We start from the raw sequence: 13,491 nt of genomic DNA on the forward strand, positions 1-13,491 counted from the left end.
CGGCGCCACCGGCCCCAGCCAATGCGGCGGCGATGTGGCCGGGAAGGTGGCGCTCGGGTGGGGTGCCGGGTTCGTTGCTGGCCATGGCGTCTTGTTCGTGGTCTGCCGACTGCCTAGCGGCGTCCGGCGACGTCCAAGGCCTCGGGCAGCGTAAAAGCCCCTGCGTACAGGGCCTTGCCCACGATGGCACCTTCGACACCCAGGGGCACCAGGGAACGCAGTACCTTGAGGTCATCCAGGCTCGAGATACCGCCGGATGCGACCACGGGCTTGCCGGTCTTTTCGACCATTTGGCGGAGCAACTCCACGTTCGGCCCCTGCAGGGTACCGTCCTTGGTCACGTCGGTGACCACATACCGCGAGCACCCTGCTTCTTCGAGCCGGCCCAAAACCTCCCAGAGATCCCCGCCTTCCTTGGTCCAGCCGCGGCCCGCCAGCGTGGTTCCGCGGACGTCGAGCCCGACGGCGATCTGGTCACCGAAGCGTTCGATGGCCCGGCGGGTCCATTCCGGGTTCTCCAGCGCTGCCGTGCCAAGGTTCACGCGGGCAACGCCCAGGTCCAGCGCCGCCTCAAGCGTGGCGTCGTCCCGAAGGCCGCCGGAGAGTTCAACCTTGAGGTCCAGCCGGCCGACAACTTCCCGGAGGAGCTCTGCGTTGGAGCCACGGCCAAAGGCCGCATCCAGGTCCACCAGGTGGACCCACTCCGCACCCTGCTGCTGCCAGTTCAGGGCCGCTTCCAGCGGGGTCCCGTAGCTGGTTTCGCTGCCCGCCTCACCCTGGACCAGCCGGACGGCCTGGCCGTTGACCACGTCGACGGCAGGAAGCAGTTCAAGTACCGGCAGGTCGGTAGCGGAGTTCATCGTAATCCTCAGTGTTAGGGGGCAGCAGGTGCGGCGGACAACCCGCCGGCCGTTGGTTGAGCAGCAGCTAGTTGGCGGGCAGCGTCAGCAGGTAAGCGGCGAGCAGCGCCATGCCCGCCAGGACGTAGAACGAGACCTGCGTCCAGAGCGGCTTATGCTGCTGCCGGAAGGACAGGGCACCGCCGATCAGCAGGCCGGCGAGGCCCATCAGGATAACGGACCACATTCAGGAATCGCTGTTTTCAGGCGTTTCGCCGGTTTCGCCCGGTTTACCTGCCACGGAAGGTTTGCGGAGAGCTTCCACCCAGTTGCGCAGGAGCCGGGCGCCGGCGTCGCCGGACTTTTCCGGGTGGAACTGTGTGGCGCACAGCGGGCCGTTTTCGACGGCGGCAATGAAGGGGGCACCGTGCTCGGACCAGGTGACGAGGGGCGCCGCCATCCGCGGCTGGACAACGTCGAAATTCCACTCCTGCACGCCGTAGGAGTGCACAAAGTAGAACCGCTCGCCTTCGACGCCGGAGAAGAGCTTTGACCCTTCGGGCACCTTCACTGTGTTCCAGCCCATGTGCGGAACGACTTCCGCCGGCAGGAGCTCCACCTTGCCGGGCCATTCACCGATGCCTTCAGCTTCCGTACCGTGTTCCACGCCGGCCTCGAAGAGCACCTGAAGGCCCACGCAAATACCCAGGACAGGGCGGCCGCCGGCGACGCGCCGGCCGATGAGGCGGATGCCGTCCACGGCCTTGAGCTCGCGCATAACGGTTTCAAAGGCGCCGACGCCGGGGACCACCAGGCCATCGGCGTTCAGAACGTCCTCAGGCTTGGAGCTGAGGATCACCTCTGCCCCGGCGCGTTCGAGGGCGCGGACTGCCGAGCGGACGTTCCCGGAGCCATAGTCGAGCACGGTTACCGTGGGTTTGCCCTCGGGCGAGGGCAGCTTCTGTGCCGCTGAGGGATCGATGATGGCGCCGTCCCGCAGCACCTGGCCGCTCACAGTGCACCCTTGGTGGAGGGGATGCCTTCAACACGCGGATCGGATTCCACAGCGGCGCGAAGGGCACGGGCGAAGGCTTTGAACTGGGCCTCAACGATGTGGTGCGGGTCGCGCCCGGCGATGACGTTCATGTGGAGGCAGATCCCTGCGTGCAGGGTGATCGCTTCAAAGACGTGGCGGGTGAGCGAGCCGGTGAAGTGTCCACCGATCAGGTGGTATTCCTGGCCTGCGGGCTCACCGCCGTGGACGAGGTAGGGACGGCCGGACACGTCAACGACGGCGTGGGCCAGTGCCTCGTCCAGTGGAACGGTGGCCTCACCGAAGCGGCGGATCCCGGCCTTGTTTCCCAGGGCGGTGCGGAGCACCTCGCCGAAGGTGATGGCGACGTCTTCCACGGTGTGGTGGACATCGATGTGGATATCTCCGGTGGCTTTTACTGTCAGGTCGATCAGCGAGTGCTTGCAGAGCGCTGTCAGCATGTGGTCGTAAAAGGGCACCGAGGTGTCGATGTCCGAAATGCCGGTACCGTCAAGGTTGATCTCCACGAGCACGGAGGATTCACTCGTGGCACGCTCCATGCGCGCGGTCCGGGCCACGGCCGCATTGGATCCGGTGGAACTCATGGTCAGGTGTCCTTTGGGAAGAAGGAGTGGTTCAGGGCGTCCAGCGCCGGTACTTCAAGTCTAGGCATGAAGCGTGCGCTGGCCGGCAAGGATGCTTTCCAGGGAGGTGAGGAACGCTGTGGTTTCCGTCTCAGTGCCTGCGGTCACCCGAAGATGGCCTGGAATCCCGACGTCACGGATCAGGACACCGGCGTCGAGCAGCTCCTGCCATACCTCGTGGGGGTTCTCCAGGCCGCCAAAGAACACAAAGTTGGAATCGGAAGCAGCGGGCTTGAGGCCCATCCGGATCAGTTCAGCCACGATCCGGTCGCGCTGCTTCTTGATGTCTTCAACGTCGGCCAGCAGCGCCTCACGGTGCTGGAGTGCTGCGAGGGCAGTCGCCTGGGTTACGGCGGAGAGGTGGTACGGCAGGCGCACCAGACGCAGTGCATCCGTGACCTCCGGAGCGGCCGCCATGTAACCCAACCGAGCTCCGGCCAGCGCAAAGGCCTTGCTCATGGTCCGTGAGACGATCAGCCGCTCCCTTCCCGGCAGGAGGGTCAGGGCGCTGGGCGTACCGTCGTGTGCGAACTCGTGGTAGGCCTCATCAACGATGACGATTGCCTGGCTTGCTTCGCCGGCCTCATACACTGCCTCCACCACGTCGAGCCCCAGGCCGGTTCCGGTGGGGTTGTTCGGCGAGCAGAGAAACACAAGGTTGGGTTGCAGCTCCTTCACTTGGAGCGCCGCGGACTCTGCGCTGAGACCGTAGCCGTCAGCCCGTTCGCCCACGATGTATTCGGTGTCCGTGCCGCTGGCCAGCAGCGGGTACATGGAGTACGTGGGCGGGAAGCCCAGCGCCGTGCGGCCGGGGCCGCCGAATGCCTGGAGAATCTGCTGGAGGACTTCGTTGGAGCCGTTGGCCGCCCAAACATTCGACTCATCCAGCCCGTGGCCCAGATATTCCGCCAGGGCCTTCCGCAACTCACTGAACTCCCTGTCCGGGTAGCGGTTGAGTCCGGCGGCAGCCTCTGTTACTGCTGTGCTGATGGCCGCACGAACGTCCTGCGGCACACCGTGGGTGTTCTCGTTGACGTTGAGGAGGATGGGGACATCCAGCTGGGGCGCGCCGTAGGGGGTAAGCCCACGGAGGTTGCTGCGGAGGGGTAGCCGGTTGAGGCGCTCTAGCTGGTCATTCACCTGAACAGTTTAGTGCCAGCGCCGGGCCCCGGAAAATGTGACGGGCTCCTGTTCGCGCTCAGCGTGCCGCTGCCGCGAAGCCTTTGCAGGGGCTTTCCCGCTGCTACTCCTGCCCGCTTTCCGGGCGCGCTTCCAGTCCCAGGGCGGCGTCTCCGGGCTTCGTGCGGCTACCGGGTGGGGACGAACAGCTGCTGCCCCGGGAGGACCGCGCCCGCAGTCAGATTGTTGAGCTGCACGATGTCTGCCACAACGTCCCGCGCGTCCCGCTCCGGTGCAACGCTTCCTGCAATGGCCCACAGGGACTCACCCGGCTGCACGGTGACGGTGACGGTTGGTGTCACAGCCAGGTCCGCCGGCGAGTCCGAGGCCTTGGCGGGTGCGTTGAAGAAGCCCGCCAGGGAGAGCAGCAAGGCGGCCAGCAGCACCAGGGGGATGCCGATCAGGACGATCTTTCCGCGCCGCGTCAGACGCAGGGGCGGAAGCGGTGCAGGACGAGCAGCCTGCGGCTTGTCCCGCCCGGACATGAGGTAATGCACCGAAATTGAATCCTGCGAAGCAGATGTAGCTGACATGAATTAGCCCTCCTGGACCTTTACTGTGCTGCCCGACGTTCCGCTCCGGACCCGCGCTACCCGAGACCCGATGGTCCGGGTCTTCGAATGGCTACGCTCCGAATAGAACACATATTCGAACTTTGCTCCTCCTGTTTTAGCACCTATCGACGAATAATGTCGAGACTCGCTAGAACAAATGTTTGAAAAAGCAATGTGGCTGGCCTAGCTTTGAAGACAGGAACTACCACCTCGACAGTTGATCAGCAGGGTCTGACAATGACGGCGTGAACTTCAGGTCCGGGCCAAGAAGAGCCCGGGGCAACCGAAAGGCATTGGCGAATATGGCAGCAGCAGCCGCCGGGGGCAGGGCAACCTCCCAACCGAAGAAGACCGCCAAAGGCCTGACGCCGCGGCAGAAGAAAATCCTCGAGACCATCCAGCGCTCAGTGAATGACAACGGTTATCCGCCGTCAATGCGCGAAATCGGGGACACGGTAGGCCTCGCGAGCCTCTCCAGTGTCACGCACCAGCTTTCGCAGCTGGAGAAGCTGGGCTACCTCCGGCGTGACCCGAAGCGGCCGCGCGCCATGGAGGTGCTGATGCCCCTCACCTTGGACGGGGGTTCGCCCAAGCAGACAGCCGAGCCGGCTGCGCTCCTGCCTGCCGGCACCGGCAGCGTCACCGCGCTTCCCACCGCCATGGACACTGCCATGGTTCCCCTCGTAGGCCGGATCGCTGCCGGTGGTCCAATCCTGGCGGACCAGGTGGTGGAGGACGTCCTGGCGCTCCCCCGCCAGCTGGTGGGCCAGGGGGAACTCTTTATGCTCAAGGTTGCCGGCGATTCCATGGTGGACGCCGCCATCTGCGACGGTGACTGGGTGGTGGTCCGCCGCCAGGCGGACGCAGCCAACGGAGACATCGTCGCCGCACTGCTGGACGACGAGGCCACGGTGAAAACCTTCCGCCAGCGCGACGGCCACACCTGGCTGCTGCCGCAGAACACGCAGTACGAACCCATCCTGGGCGACCATGCCACCATCATGGGCAAGGTTGTTTCGGTGCTGCGCTCCCTCTAGCCTTTCAGGCGTTCTCCCCCGCCAGCCGTTCCAGCGCCGCAATGGCTGTCTTCCTGTCCGTTGTGGACCAGAACGGCGGCAGGGCACCCCGGAGGAAGCCTGCGTACCGTTCGGTGGCCAGCCTGGAGTCCAGCACCGCCACCACACCCTTGTCCCCCGTTGACCGGATGAGCCGTCCCGCTCCTTGAGCGAGCCGGATAGCGGCGTGGGTGGCAGAAACGGACATAAAGCCGTTGCCTCCGGCCTGCGCCACCGCCCGGGACCGCGCCGTCATCAGCGGATCGTCGGGCCGGGGAAAGGGAATCCGGTCGATGACCACGAGGCGGCATGACCCGCCCGGAACGTCAACGCCCTGCCAAAGGGACATGGTGCCGAACAGGCAGGTATCGGGTTCGTCGGCAAACTGTTTCACCAGTGCCGTCATGGTGGAGTCACCCTGGCAAAGGATGGTCATGTCCAGCTTTGGCCGGAGCGCGTCGGCCGCTTCTTCTGCCGCCCGCCGGGACGAAAACAGGCAGAGCGCACCACCATTGGAAGCCCGGATCAGGGCCTCCAGTTCTTCCAGTGCTTCAGGGGACGCCCCCCGGCCAGGCTTGGGCAGGTGCCCGGCCACGTACAGGATTCCCTGCTTCGGGTAGTCAAAGGGCGAGCCAACGTCAACGCCGGTCCAGCTCGGGGCACCCTCGCCCACCAGCCCCAGGCCGCCAGCTGCGGGCTCGAACGCGGATCCGATGGCCAGGGTTGCGGAGGTCAGGACAACTGTGTGCCCCGCAAACAACCCCTCCCGCAGTCGTCCGGCGACCGATAGCGGGGCAATATTGATCAGCGCGGGTGCAGTCTCGTCCGGTTGGGAATATCCCTGCTGGGGGTCGAAGGAGCTGGCGCGGGAAAACCACACCACTTCCCGGTTCTCCCGCGCGGCAAGGAGCCGTTCGCAGAGTTCCAGGATGAGCATCAGCCGGGAGCGCGCGAGCTGCCGCCCGCCGTCGGCCGTTGTACTGCTGTCCCCCTTGGAGTCGGACAAGGCAGCACGGCAGGCCTCGCGCAGCTGGTCCACGCAGTCCAACTGCTCATCGTTCAGTCCGTTGGGGAGCAACCCGTTGGGAACTCCCGCCAGGGCAACTTCAAGGTTCGCGGCAGCGGCGTTGAGCGCATCCACCGCGATGGCAGTGTGCTTTCGGGCGCCGGCGGCAGCTGCGTGGACCATGGCCACCGACAGCTGCCCCGAGACGGCGCCCGTGACCCTGTCCTGGAGTTCGTGGGCCTCATCAACCACAACGACGTCGTATTCGGGAAGCACCGCCAGCCCTTCAAAAGCGCTGACGGCGAGCATGGCATGGTTGGTGACCACAACGTCGGCGTCGGCGGCGTCCTGCCGTGCGAGCTCACTGAAGCACTCCGCGGCCATGGGGCACTTCTGCGCACCCAGGCATTCCATCGACGTGACGGAGACCTGCCGCCATGCACGGTCGGTGACGCCGGGCAGGAGCTCATCGCGGTCACCGGTGGTGGTTTTCTCTGCCCACTCCCGCAGGCGCACCACTTCCTTGCCCAGCTGTGAAGCAGGACCGCCCACAGCCGCAGCAAAGTGCGGGACGCTGGTGTCCTCCCCCAGGGAAAACAACTGGCCCTCCGCCGGCTCCTCGGAGGGAAACCCGCCTTCGAGCTTGTGCAGGCAGACGTAATTGGACCGGCCTTTGACCAAGGCCACTTTTACCGGGCGCTCCAGGGCCGGGGTGATGGTTTTCAGGAGCCGCGGAATGTCCCTGCCCACAATCTGTGTCTGCAGGGCAAGCGTTGCGGTGGACACCAGGGCAGGCTTGTCGCTCTCCAAGGCGTGGGCAATCAGCGGTATCAGGTACGCCAGCGACTTGCCCGTACCCGTTCCGGCCTGAACGAGCAGGTGGTCGCCGGTTTCAATCGCCCGGGCCACCTGCCGGGCCATCTCGTGCTGTCCACTGCGGCTTTGCCCGCCCATGCCGGCAACGGCGCGGTCGAGCAGCTCGATCACGAACTGCTCGCCGGCCTTGCCTGTGGCTTCGTCAGCCACCAGGTCAGTCATTGCTGACGAATGATTCCAGTTCAGCCGCGAGGCCTTCCCGGACTTTAACAACTGCCCGGGTACCGGCTTCATCGTGGTCGACGCTGATGATCTCGGCGTCGGACTCATGCAGCTTGCTGACCAGGTCCCCACGGTCGTACGGAATGAGCAGCTCAAGCTTGACCGACGGCCGCGGAATGGCCTCGCTGATCGCCTTCAGCAGCTCGGGGATGCCCTCCCCCGTGCGGGCCGACACCACAACGTGGCGCGGTTCGCGCTGCTTCAGCCGTTCAACCACAAAGGGATCGGCGGCGTCGGCCTTGTTGAGGACGATGATCTCCGGAACCTTGCGGGCGTCCACTTCGCTGAAGACCTTTCGGACTGCAGCAATCTGGCCCTCCGGGTCCGGGTGCGAGACATCCACGACGTGAAGGATCAGGTCCGAGTCCGCAACCTCCTCGAGGGTGGAGCGGAAGGCCTCCACCAGCTGGGTGGGCAGCGAACGGACAAAACCGACAGTATCGGCCAGCGTGTAACCGAGGCCGTCAGCGGTTTCCGCCTTGCGTACCGTGGGGTCAAGGGTGGCGAACAGGGCGTTCTCCACGAGCACTCCGGCGTCGGTCAAGCGGTTCAACAGCGAGGACTTCCCGGCGTTGGTGTACCCGGCGATTGCCACGGAGGGCACCTCATTACGACGGCGGTTGGCGCGTTTCGTCTCCCGGGCAGGCTTCATCGCGGCGATCTCGCGCCGCAGCTTGGCCATGCGGGTACGGATCCTTCGGCGGTCCAGTTCGATCTTCGTCTCACCGGGACCACGTGAACCCATGCCGGCCGCTGCGCCACCCACCTGGCCACCGGCCTGGCGGGACATCGATTCGCCCCAGCCGCGGAGGCGCGGAAGGAGGTACTCGAGCTGCGCGAGCTCCACCTGCGCCTTGCCTTCCCGGCTCTTGGCATGCTGGGCGAAGATGTCCAGGATCAGGCCTGTCCGGTCAATGACCTTAACCTTGACGATGTCTTCAAGGCCACGGCGCTGGGACGGTGCCAGCTCGGCGTCGACCACGACGGTATCGGCACCGGTGGACATCACGATGTCCTTCAGTTCCTGCGCCTTGCCTGAACCCAGGAACGTGCCGGGGTCCGGCTTGTCACGGCGCTGCACGAGTCCGTCCAGGACCTCCGAACCGGCTGTTTCGGCGAGGGCGGCGAGCTCACGCAGCGAGTTTTCCGCGTCCGCGAGGGTTCCCTCCGACCAGATGCCGGCGAGCACCACGCGTTCCAGGCGAAGCTGGCGATACTCGACTTCGGTAACGTCTTCCAGTTCCGTGGAAAGGCCTGCCGTGCGGCGCAGGGCGCGGCGTTCCTCGAGGTCCTGCTGGTCGCCGTCGAATGTTGAATGTTCTTCATCCAGCCGGGATATGGCCTGGGCCTTGCCCAGCACACCCTTTCCGTCGCCGCGGCTGGTATCGCCTGCCGTGCTGACGCTCTTGGCCGGTACGTCCTTGGAGAGAATCCGGTCGATCACGGCCTGGATTTCCTCAGGACTCATGTCCTGGGCGGCTGGATCGGATCCGGTGTTGGGCTGGCTGGTCATGGTCTCCTTTGAAGATTCGGCAGTTCCAGAATAGTGCCGATTGCTGCTGGTTGGGGAAGTATTCGCGCTGGGCTGACGGCCTGCGGTCATGCAGTTCTCCTGTTTGGTTCGCCGGGCCGGCAAAGCGGCTGGCGGTGGCGGCCACATCGCGTGGAGTGGCGGAAGGGGGAAGAAGCCGGAGAATCGGCGAAAGAGACAGCGGGAGGCTGACTTTCGAGTATTGTCCGGCGGCCGGAGGAAGCGCAGCTGCGCGGGTCCGGTGCACTGAGCGGAAGGCATGAATACCTGCGTCGCTGTGGGACATGGCTACGGTACGGGCAGGGCCCGTGCCGGCTACTCGAAGATCAGGAACATGGGTTCAACATTAGCAGAGGGGCAAAGAACAGGGTTTCACTTTACGCTGCAAGGGGAACTACTCTGGCGAGTTATGGAGTCCGCACACTATTTCAGCGCATCCCCCGCCGGCCCGTTCACGCGGAAGCCGCTCACGGTTGAACTCGCAGGGGAAACGCGCAGGCTGCAGACCTCCACCGGCATCTTCAGCCCGGACGGGATCGACAAGGGAACCGCCGTGCTCCTTGCCGAGGTGCCCGCGCCCTCGCCTACCGGAAACTTGCTGGACATCGGGTGCGGCTGGGGTCCGATTGCGCTCACGATGGCGCTGCGCGCCCCGCATTCGAAGGTCTACGCAGTAGACGTCAATGAACGGTGCATCATGCTCACCAACGAGAACGCTGCTGCGCTGGGGCTGTCCAACGTGGTGGCCAGCATGCCTGACGCTGTGGATCCGGAGGTGCGTTTCGACACCATCTGGTCGAATCCGCCCATCCGGATCGGCAAGGACGAACTGCATTCGCTCCTGAGGCTGTGGCTGCCGCGCCTGGCGCCTGGCGGAACCGCCTGGCTGGTGGTGCAGAAGAACCTGGGGTCGGACTCGCTTCAGCGCTGGCTGTCGGCGGAACTGGATGAGTCCTTCAGTGTGAGCCGGGAATCAACCTCGAAGTCCTTCCGCATCCTGAAGGTCAGGAAAGCGTCCCTGTTGCCACAATAACGGCCGGACCGCTGAGCTCCACGTGTTCGTGGCCGCCGGGGCCGGCGAAAAATTTCACGCCCACCACGCCTCCCGGAACGTGCACCTGCCAGCTGTCCGGCGCTTCCGCTCCTGCCCAGTGCCTGGTGGCCACGGCTGCGGCGCAGGCGCCCGTTCCGCAGGACTGGGTCTCGCCTACTCCGCGTTCGTGCACGCGCATGGTGACCGACCCCACGCCGTCGTGCACCAGGGGTTCGGACGGAACCACGAACTCCACGTTGGTGCCGTTGGCCGGCACCGGGTCCACGACGGGTGCGGTGAAGAGGCGGGTCCCTGCAAGTTCGGAGAGCTCGGCGAGGGCCACCACGGTGTGGGGGTTGCCCATGCTGACGGACAAAGCGGGACGGGGAACTTCCAGTCCGTCAGCTGTGACCAGTGAATCCATTGCTTTGGCGGTGGCCTCGCCGGGGAAAATGAACTCCCAGGGGCCCATGTCGACGGCGTAATCCTCACCGGTCCGGACGACGGTCTTGGCTCCGGCGCGGGTGCCGATGGTAAGCGCACCGCCGTCGGGCAGGTGCACCAGGCCCTCTGTGCGGAGGAAGTGGACGAAGACGCGGACGCCGTTGCCGCACATCTCGGACAGTGAGCCGTCGCCGTTGCGGTAATCCATGAACCATTCAGCGCCGGGGGTTGCGGCCAGCAGTTCGCGGCCCTCGGGCAGGAAGCGGGACGGGACCGCGCGGATGAGCCCGTCACCACCAATGCCGCGGTGGCGGTCACACAGGGCTGCTACCTGTTCTGCCCCTAGGGTGTGTACTCCCTCCGGGTCGGCAACCAGGACAAAGTCGTTGCCGGTGCCGTGCCCCTTCGAGAAGCGGAGCCCACCCAACGTGCGGAAGGCGTGCTCTGTTGTCTCGGCAAGGGTTGCGTTCATGGTGTCAAGGTTACCGGTCGGGCGGAGCGTGCCCGAAACCAGAAGTTTGACCGGATACAGCGGCCTCCGGCCGCCGGACCTCCCTTCGACCAAAAACTCCCGGGTCCGCTGCAGAGGTATCCGGTTCAGCTGCAGAGGGCGGCCGCGTGGGCCACCAGCTGCGGATCTTGCCAGTCCAGCCACTGGATCCGAGGATCGGCACGGAACCACGTGAGCTGCCGCCGGGCGAACTGCCGGGTTGCCACGATGGTCTCCTCGGCCGCCTCGGGAACTGTTGCTGCCCCGTCGAGTACCCGCAGGAACTGCGAGTAGCCAAGGGCGCGGGGGGCTGTTTTGCCCTGCCGCAGCCCCTGCGTTTCCAGCCGCTCCACCTCGGCGAGCAGGCCGCCGTCCACCATCCGGTGCACCCTGCCGGCCAGGCGGTCGCGGAGCTCGTCCCGGTCAACGGTGAGGCCGATCTGTACTGCGGGCTGGTGGTACTCGCGCTGCGGCATAAAGGAGCTGAACGGCCGTCCGGTGAGCTGATGGACCTCCAGTGCACGGATGATCCGCCGATCGTCGGAGAGCCTGCCGGCGGATACCGGGTCAACGGCCTGGAGCCGGGCCAGCAGTGCATCAGTGCCGTGGGCCGCCAGCTCTTCCTCAAGCTGACGGCGCAGGCGCGGGTCGGTCCCGGGGAATTCAAGGACATCAAGGGCGGCCCGCACATACAGTCCTGAGCCGCCGGCGAGGATGGCCCGCTTCCCGCGTGCGTGGATGTCCGTGATGATGGCGCGCGCCTGCTGCTGGAACTGGGAAACGCTGGCTTCCTCAGTGACGTCCAGGATGTCCAGGAGGTGGTGCGGCACGCCCCTGCGTTCCGCCATCGTGATTTTTGCGGTACCGATGTCCATGCCCCGGTAGAACTGCATGGCGTCGGCGTTAATGACTTCGCCGTCCAGCTCAAGGGCGAGGCTTACGGCCAAGTCGGATTTGCCGGAACCGGTGGGACCGACGACGGCGATAACCGGCGGGGAGCCCACGCTTCAGCGGCTGCGGACAGGCAGGGCAGGCATCCCGAGGGAAACCCCGCTCCGGCCCTTGGCGGCACCTGGCGCGGGTGCTCCGCAGGAGTCTGCCTGGGACCTGTCCCAGGCGTCGCCGGCGCGGGACCTGCGCAGGCTGTAGTCCTCAAGGGTGGGGTCCGCCACGAGGTGGAAGGAAGCGGCCTCGGTGATGGTGACAGTCACGAGATCACCGGGGCGTGGCGCCGGTGCTCCCTCCGGTACGGAGAAATGCACCAGCCGCTGGTCCTGGGAGCGCCCGGACAGCCGGTGCGTCTCTTCGGCTTTGCGGCCTGACTGCGCGGTCACCATGACCTCTACCCGGCGGCCCAGCTGTTTCCGGTTCTCCTCCGCGGCAATCCGGTCCTGCAGCGCGGTGAGGCGTTCGAAGCGCTCCTGCACTACGGCCTTCGGCAGCTGGTCCGGCAGGTCCGCTGCCGGCGTGCCGGGGCGCTTGGAGTACTGGAAGGTGAAGGCGGTGGCGAAGCGTGACTGCTCCACCACATCCAGGGTTGCCTGGAAGTCTTCTTCGGTTTCGCCGGGGAAGCCCACGATGATGTCAGTGGAGATGGCGGCGTGGGGAATCTTTTCCCGAACCTTTTCGAGGATGCCGAGGAACTTGGTGGACCGGTAGGACCGCCTCATGTCCCGCAGGACCTTGTCCGACCCGGACTGCAGCGGCATGTGAAGCTGCGGCATGACGTTGGGCGTTTCGGCCATGGCATCGATGACGTCGTCCGTGAATGCGGCAGGGTGCGGGCTGGTGAACCGGACCCGTTCCAGGCCCTCGATCTCCCCACAGGCCCGCAGGAGTTTTGAAAAGGCCTGCCGGTCGCCGAACTCCACGCCATAGGAATTGACGTTCTGGCCCAGGAGGGTCACTTCGATGGCGCCGTCATCCACCAGGGCCTGGATCTCCGCGAGGATGTCCCCGGGCCGGCGGTCCTTCTCTTTGCCGCGCAGGGCGGGAACGATGCAGAAGGTGCAGGTGTTGTTGCAGCCGACGGAGATGGAGACCCAGCCCGAGTACACGGAGTCGCGCTTGGTGGGAAGCGTGGACGGAAAAACGTCCAGCGATTCCAGGATCTCCAGCTGCGCCTCGTCGTTGTGCCGGGCGCGGTCCAGCAGCGCGGGCAAGGCGCCCACGTTGTGGGTGCCAAAGACGGCGTCCACCCAGGGCGCCTTCTTCAGAATTGTTTCCCGGTCCTTCTGCGCGAGGCAGCCGCCGACGGCGATCTGCATGCCGGGGTTTGCTGCCTTGACCGGGGCAAGGATGCCGAGGTTGCCGTAGAGCTTGTTGTCAGCGTTTTCACGAACGGCGCAGGTGTTGAACACCACCACGTCCGCCTGGCCGCCGTCTGCCGGCACGTAGCCGGCGTTCTCCAGCATGCCCGCCATACGCTCTGAGTCGTGCACGTTCATCTGGCAGCCAAAGGTGCGTACCTCATAGCTGCGGGGCTTTCCGGTGCCGGGTTCGGGAGCGGGGGCAGCCGGGGCCGCGGCGCTGGACCCCGAAGACGGGTTGGTGCCGGAAAGAGGGGAAGGAATGGTCAAACTCAC

13 protein-coding genes are annotated in these 13,491 nt (G+C 65.6%); 2 read left to right on the forward strand and 11 right to left on the reverse strand.

What is annotated here, in order from left to right; translation table 11 throughout:
• Nucleotides 1-113 precede the first annotated feature (113 nt).
• The 6 genes from priA to AC5RV1_RS17720 all read right to left on the reverse strand — a co-directional run bounded on the left by priA (nucleotide 114) and on the right by AC5RV1_RS17720 (nucleotide 4,180).
• Nucleotides 114-860 (reverse strand): bifunctional 1-(5-phosphoribosyl)-5-((5-phosphoribosylamino)methylideneamino)imidazole-4-carboxamide isomerase/phosphoribosylanthranilate isomerase PriA, encoded by a 747-nt coding sequence (priA, locus tag AC5RV1_RS17695; RefSeq protein ID WP_493995454.1) that lies wholly within the window; start codon nucleotides 858-860, stop codon nucleotides 114-116.
• 67 nt (nucleotides 861-927) lie between these two features.
• Nucleotides 928-1,086 carry a hypothetical protein gene (locus AC5RV1_RS17700; RefSeq protein ID WP_181037399.1) on the reverse strand — a complete coding sequence of 53 codons (159 nt, stop codon included), beginning with the start codon at nucleotides 1,084-1,086 and terminating at the stop codon, nucleotides 928-930.
• Entirely contained in the window at nucleotides 1,087-1,854 is a 768-nt protein-coding gene (gene hisH, locus AC5RV1_RS17705) for an imidazole glycerol phosphate synthase subunit HisH (protein WP_493995455.1), read from the reverse strand.
• A complete protein-coding gene (gene hisB, locus AC5RV1_RS17710; protein ID WP_458778959.1) occupies nucleotides 1,851-2,477 on the reverse strand; it encodes an imidazoleglycerol-phosphate dehydratase HisB in 627 nt (208 codons plus the stop codon). The genes hisH and hisB overlap by 4 nt, the downstream gene beginning before the upstream one ends.
• 60 nt (nucleotides 2,478-2,537) lie before the next feature.
• Nucleotides 2,538-3,656, reverse strand: a complete 1,119-nt coding sequence (locus AC5RV1_RS17715) for a histidinol-phosphate transaminase (protein WP_493995456.1) — start codon at nucleotides 3,654-3,656, stop codon at nucleotides 2,538-2,540.
• Nucleotides 3,657-3,823: 167 nt separating this feature from the next.
• Nucleotides 3,824-4,180: a LysM peptidoglycan-binding domain-containing protein gene (locus AC5RV1_RS17720; RefSeq protein ID WP_493995483.1), complete on the reverse strand. Its 357-nt coding sequence runs from the start codon at nucleotides 4,178-4,180 to the stop codon at nucleotides 3,824-3,826.
• Between the two features lie 371 nt (nucleotides 4,181-4,551).
• Between AC5RV1_RS17720 and lexA the strand changes: the two genes are divergently transcribed.
• A complete protein-coding gene (gene lexA, locus AC5RV1_RS17725) occupies nucleotides 4,552-5,286 on the forward strand; it encodes a transcriptional repressor LexA (protein ID WP_493947229.1) in 735 nt (244 codons plus the stop codon).
• A gap of 4 nt (nucleotides 5,287-5,290) precedes the next feature.
• Here the strand turns inward: lexA and AC5RV1_RS17730 are convergent, their stop codons facing one another.
• The gene (locus tag AC5RV1_RS17730) at nucleotides 5,291-7,348 is read right to left on the reverse strand and encodes an ATP-dependent DNA helicase (protein WP_493995457.1); all 2,058 of its coding nucleotides are present in this window, start codon (nucleotides 7,346-7,348) and stop codon (nucleotides 5,291-5,293) included.
• Nucleotides 7,341-8,921, reverse strand: a complete 1,581-nt coding sequence (hflX, locus tag AC5RV1_RS17735; protein ID WP_493947231.1) for a GTPase HflX — start codon at nucleotides 8,919-8,921, stop codon at nucleotides 7,341-7,343. Before hflX ends, AC5RV1_RS17730 begins: the two co-directional genes overlap by 8 nt.
• Nucleotides 8,922-9,348: 427 nt before the next feature.
• On the opposite strand from hflX, the gene AC5RV1_RS17740 reads away from it, so the two are divergent.
• A complete protein-coding gene (locus AC5RV1_RS17740; RefSeq protein WP_493995458.1) occupies nucleotides 9,349-9,972 on the forward strand; it encodes a class I SAM-dependent methyltransferase in 624 nt (207 codons plus the stop codon).
• On the opposite strand, the gene dapF is transcribed toward AC5RV1_RS17740, so the two are convergent.
• The 3 genes from dapF to miaB all read right to left on the reverse strand — a co-directional run bounded on the left by dapF (nucleotide 9,944) and on the right by miaB (nucleotide 13,491).
• Nucleotides 9,944-10,888: a diaminopimelate epimerase gene (gene dapF, locus AC5RV1_RS17745; protein ID WP_493995459.1), complete on the reverse strand. Its 945-nt coding sequence runs from the start codon at nucleotides 10,886-10,888 to the stop codon at nucleotides 9,944-9,946. The two genes, AC5RV1_RS17740 and dapF, sit on opposite strands and share 29 nt — an antisense overlap.
• Before the next feature lie 125 nt (nucleotides 10,889-11,013).
• Nucleotides 11,014-11,910, reverse strand: coding sequence for a tRNA (adenosine(37)-N6)-dimethylallyltransferase MiaA (gene miaA / locus AC5RV1_RS17750; RefSeq protein ID WP_493995460.1), 897 nt, complete (start codon nucleotides 11,908-11,910; stop codon nucleotides 11,014-11,016).
• Nucleotides 11,911-11,913: 3 nt separating this feature from the next.
• Nucleotides 11,914-13,491: a tRNA (N6-isopentenyl adenosine(37)-C2)-methylthiotransferase MiaB gene (gene miaB / locus AC5RV1_RS17755; protein WP_493995461.1), complete on the reverse strand. Its 1,578-nt coding sequence runs from the start codon at nucleotides 13,489-13,491 to the stop codon at nucleotides 11,914-11,916.

This window comes from Arthrobacter sp. Hb9-2 (assembly GCF_059091165.1).

Excerpts from the sequence above, each read along its gene's own strand:
- lexA (WP_493947229.1), top strand. The coding sequence starts at position 4,552 with ATGGCAGCAGCAGCCGCCGGGGGCAGGGCAACCTCCCAACCGAAGAAG.
- AC5RV1_RS17740 (WP_493995458.1), top strand. The coding sequence starts at position 9,349 with ATGGAGTCCGCACACTATTTCAGCGCATCCCCCGCCGGCCCGTTCACG.
- hisB (WP_458778959.1), bottom strand. The coding sequence starts at position 2,477 with ATGAGTTCCACCGGATCCAATGCGGCCGTGGCCCGGACCGCGCGCATG.
- AC5RV1_RS17720 (WP_493995483.1), bottom strand. The coding sequence starts at position 4,180 with ATGTCCGGGCGGGACAAGCCGCAGGCTGCTCGTCCTGCACCGCTTCCG.
- hflX (WP_493947231.1), bottom strand. The coding sequence starts at position 8,921 with ATGACCAGCCAGCCCAACACCGGATCCGATCCAGCCGCCCAGGACATG.
- dapF (WP_493995459.1), bottom strand. The coding sequence starts at position 10,888 with ATGAACGCAACCCTTGCCGAGACAACAGAGCACGCCTTCCGCACGTTG.
- priA (WP_493995454.1), bottom strand. The coding sequence starts at position 860 with ATGAACTCCGCTACCGACCTGCCGGTACTTGAACTGCTTCCTGCCGTC.
- AC5RV1_RS17730 (WP_493995457.1), bottom strand. The coding sequence starts at position 7,348 with ATGACTGACCTGGTGGCTGACGAAGCCACAGGCAAGGCCGGCGAGCAG.
- AC5RV1_RS17700 (WP_181037399.1), bottom strand. The coding sequence starts at position 1,086 with ATGTGGTCCGTTATCCTGATGGGCCTCGCCGGCCTGCTGATCGGCGGT.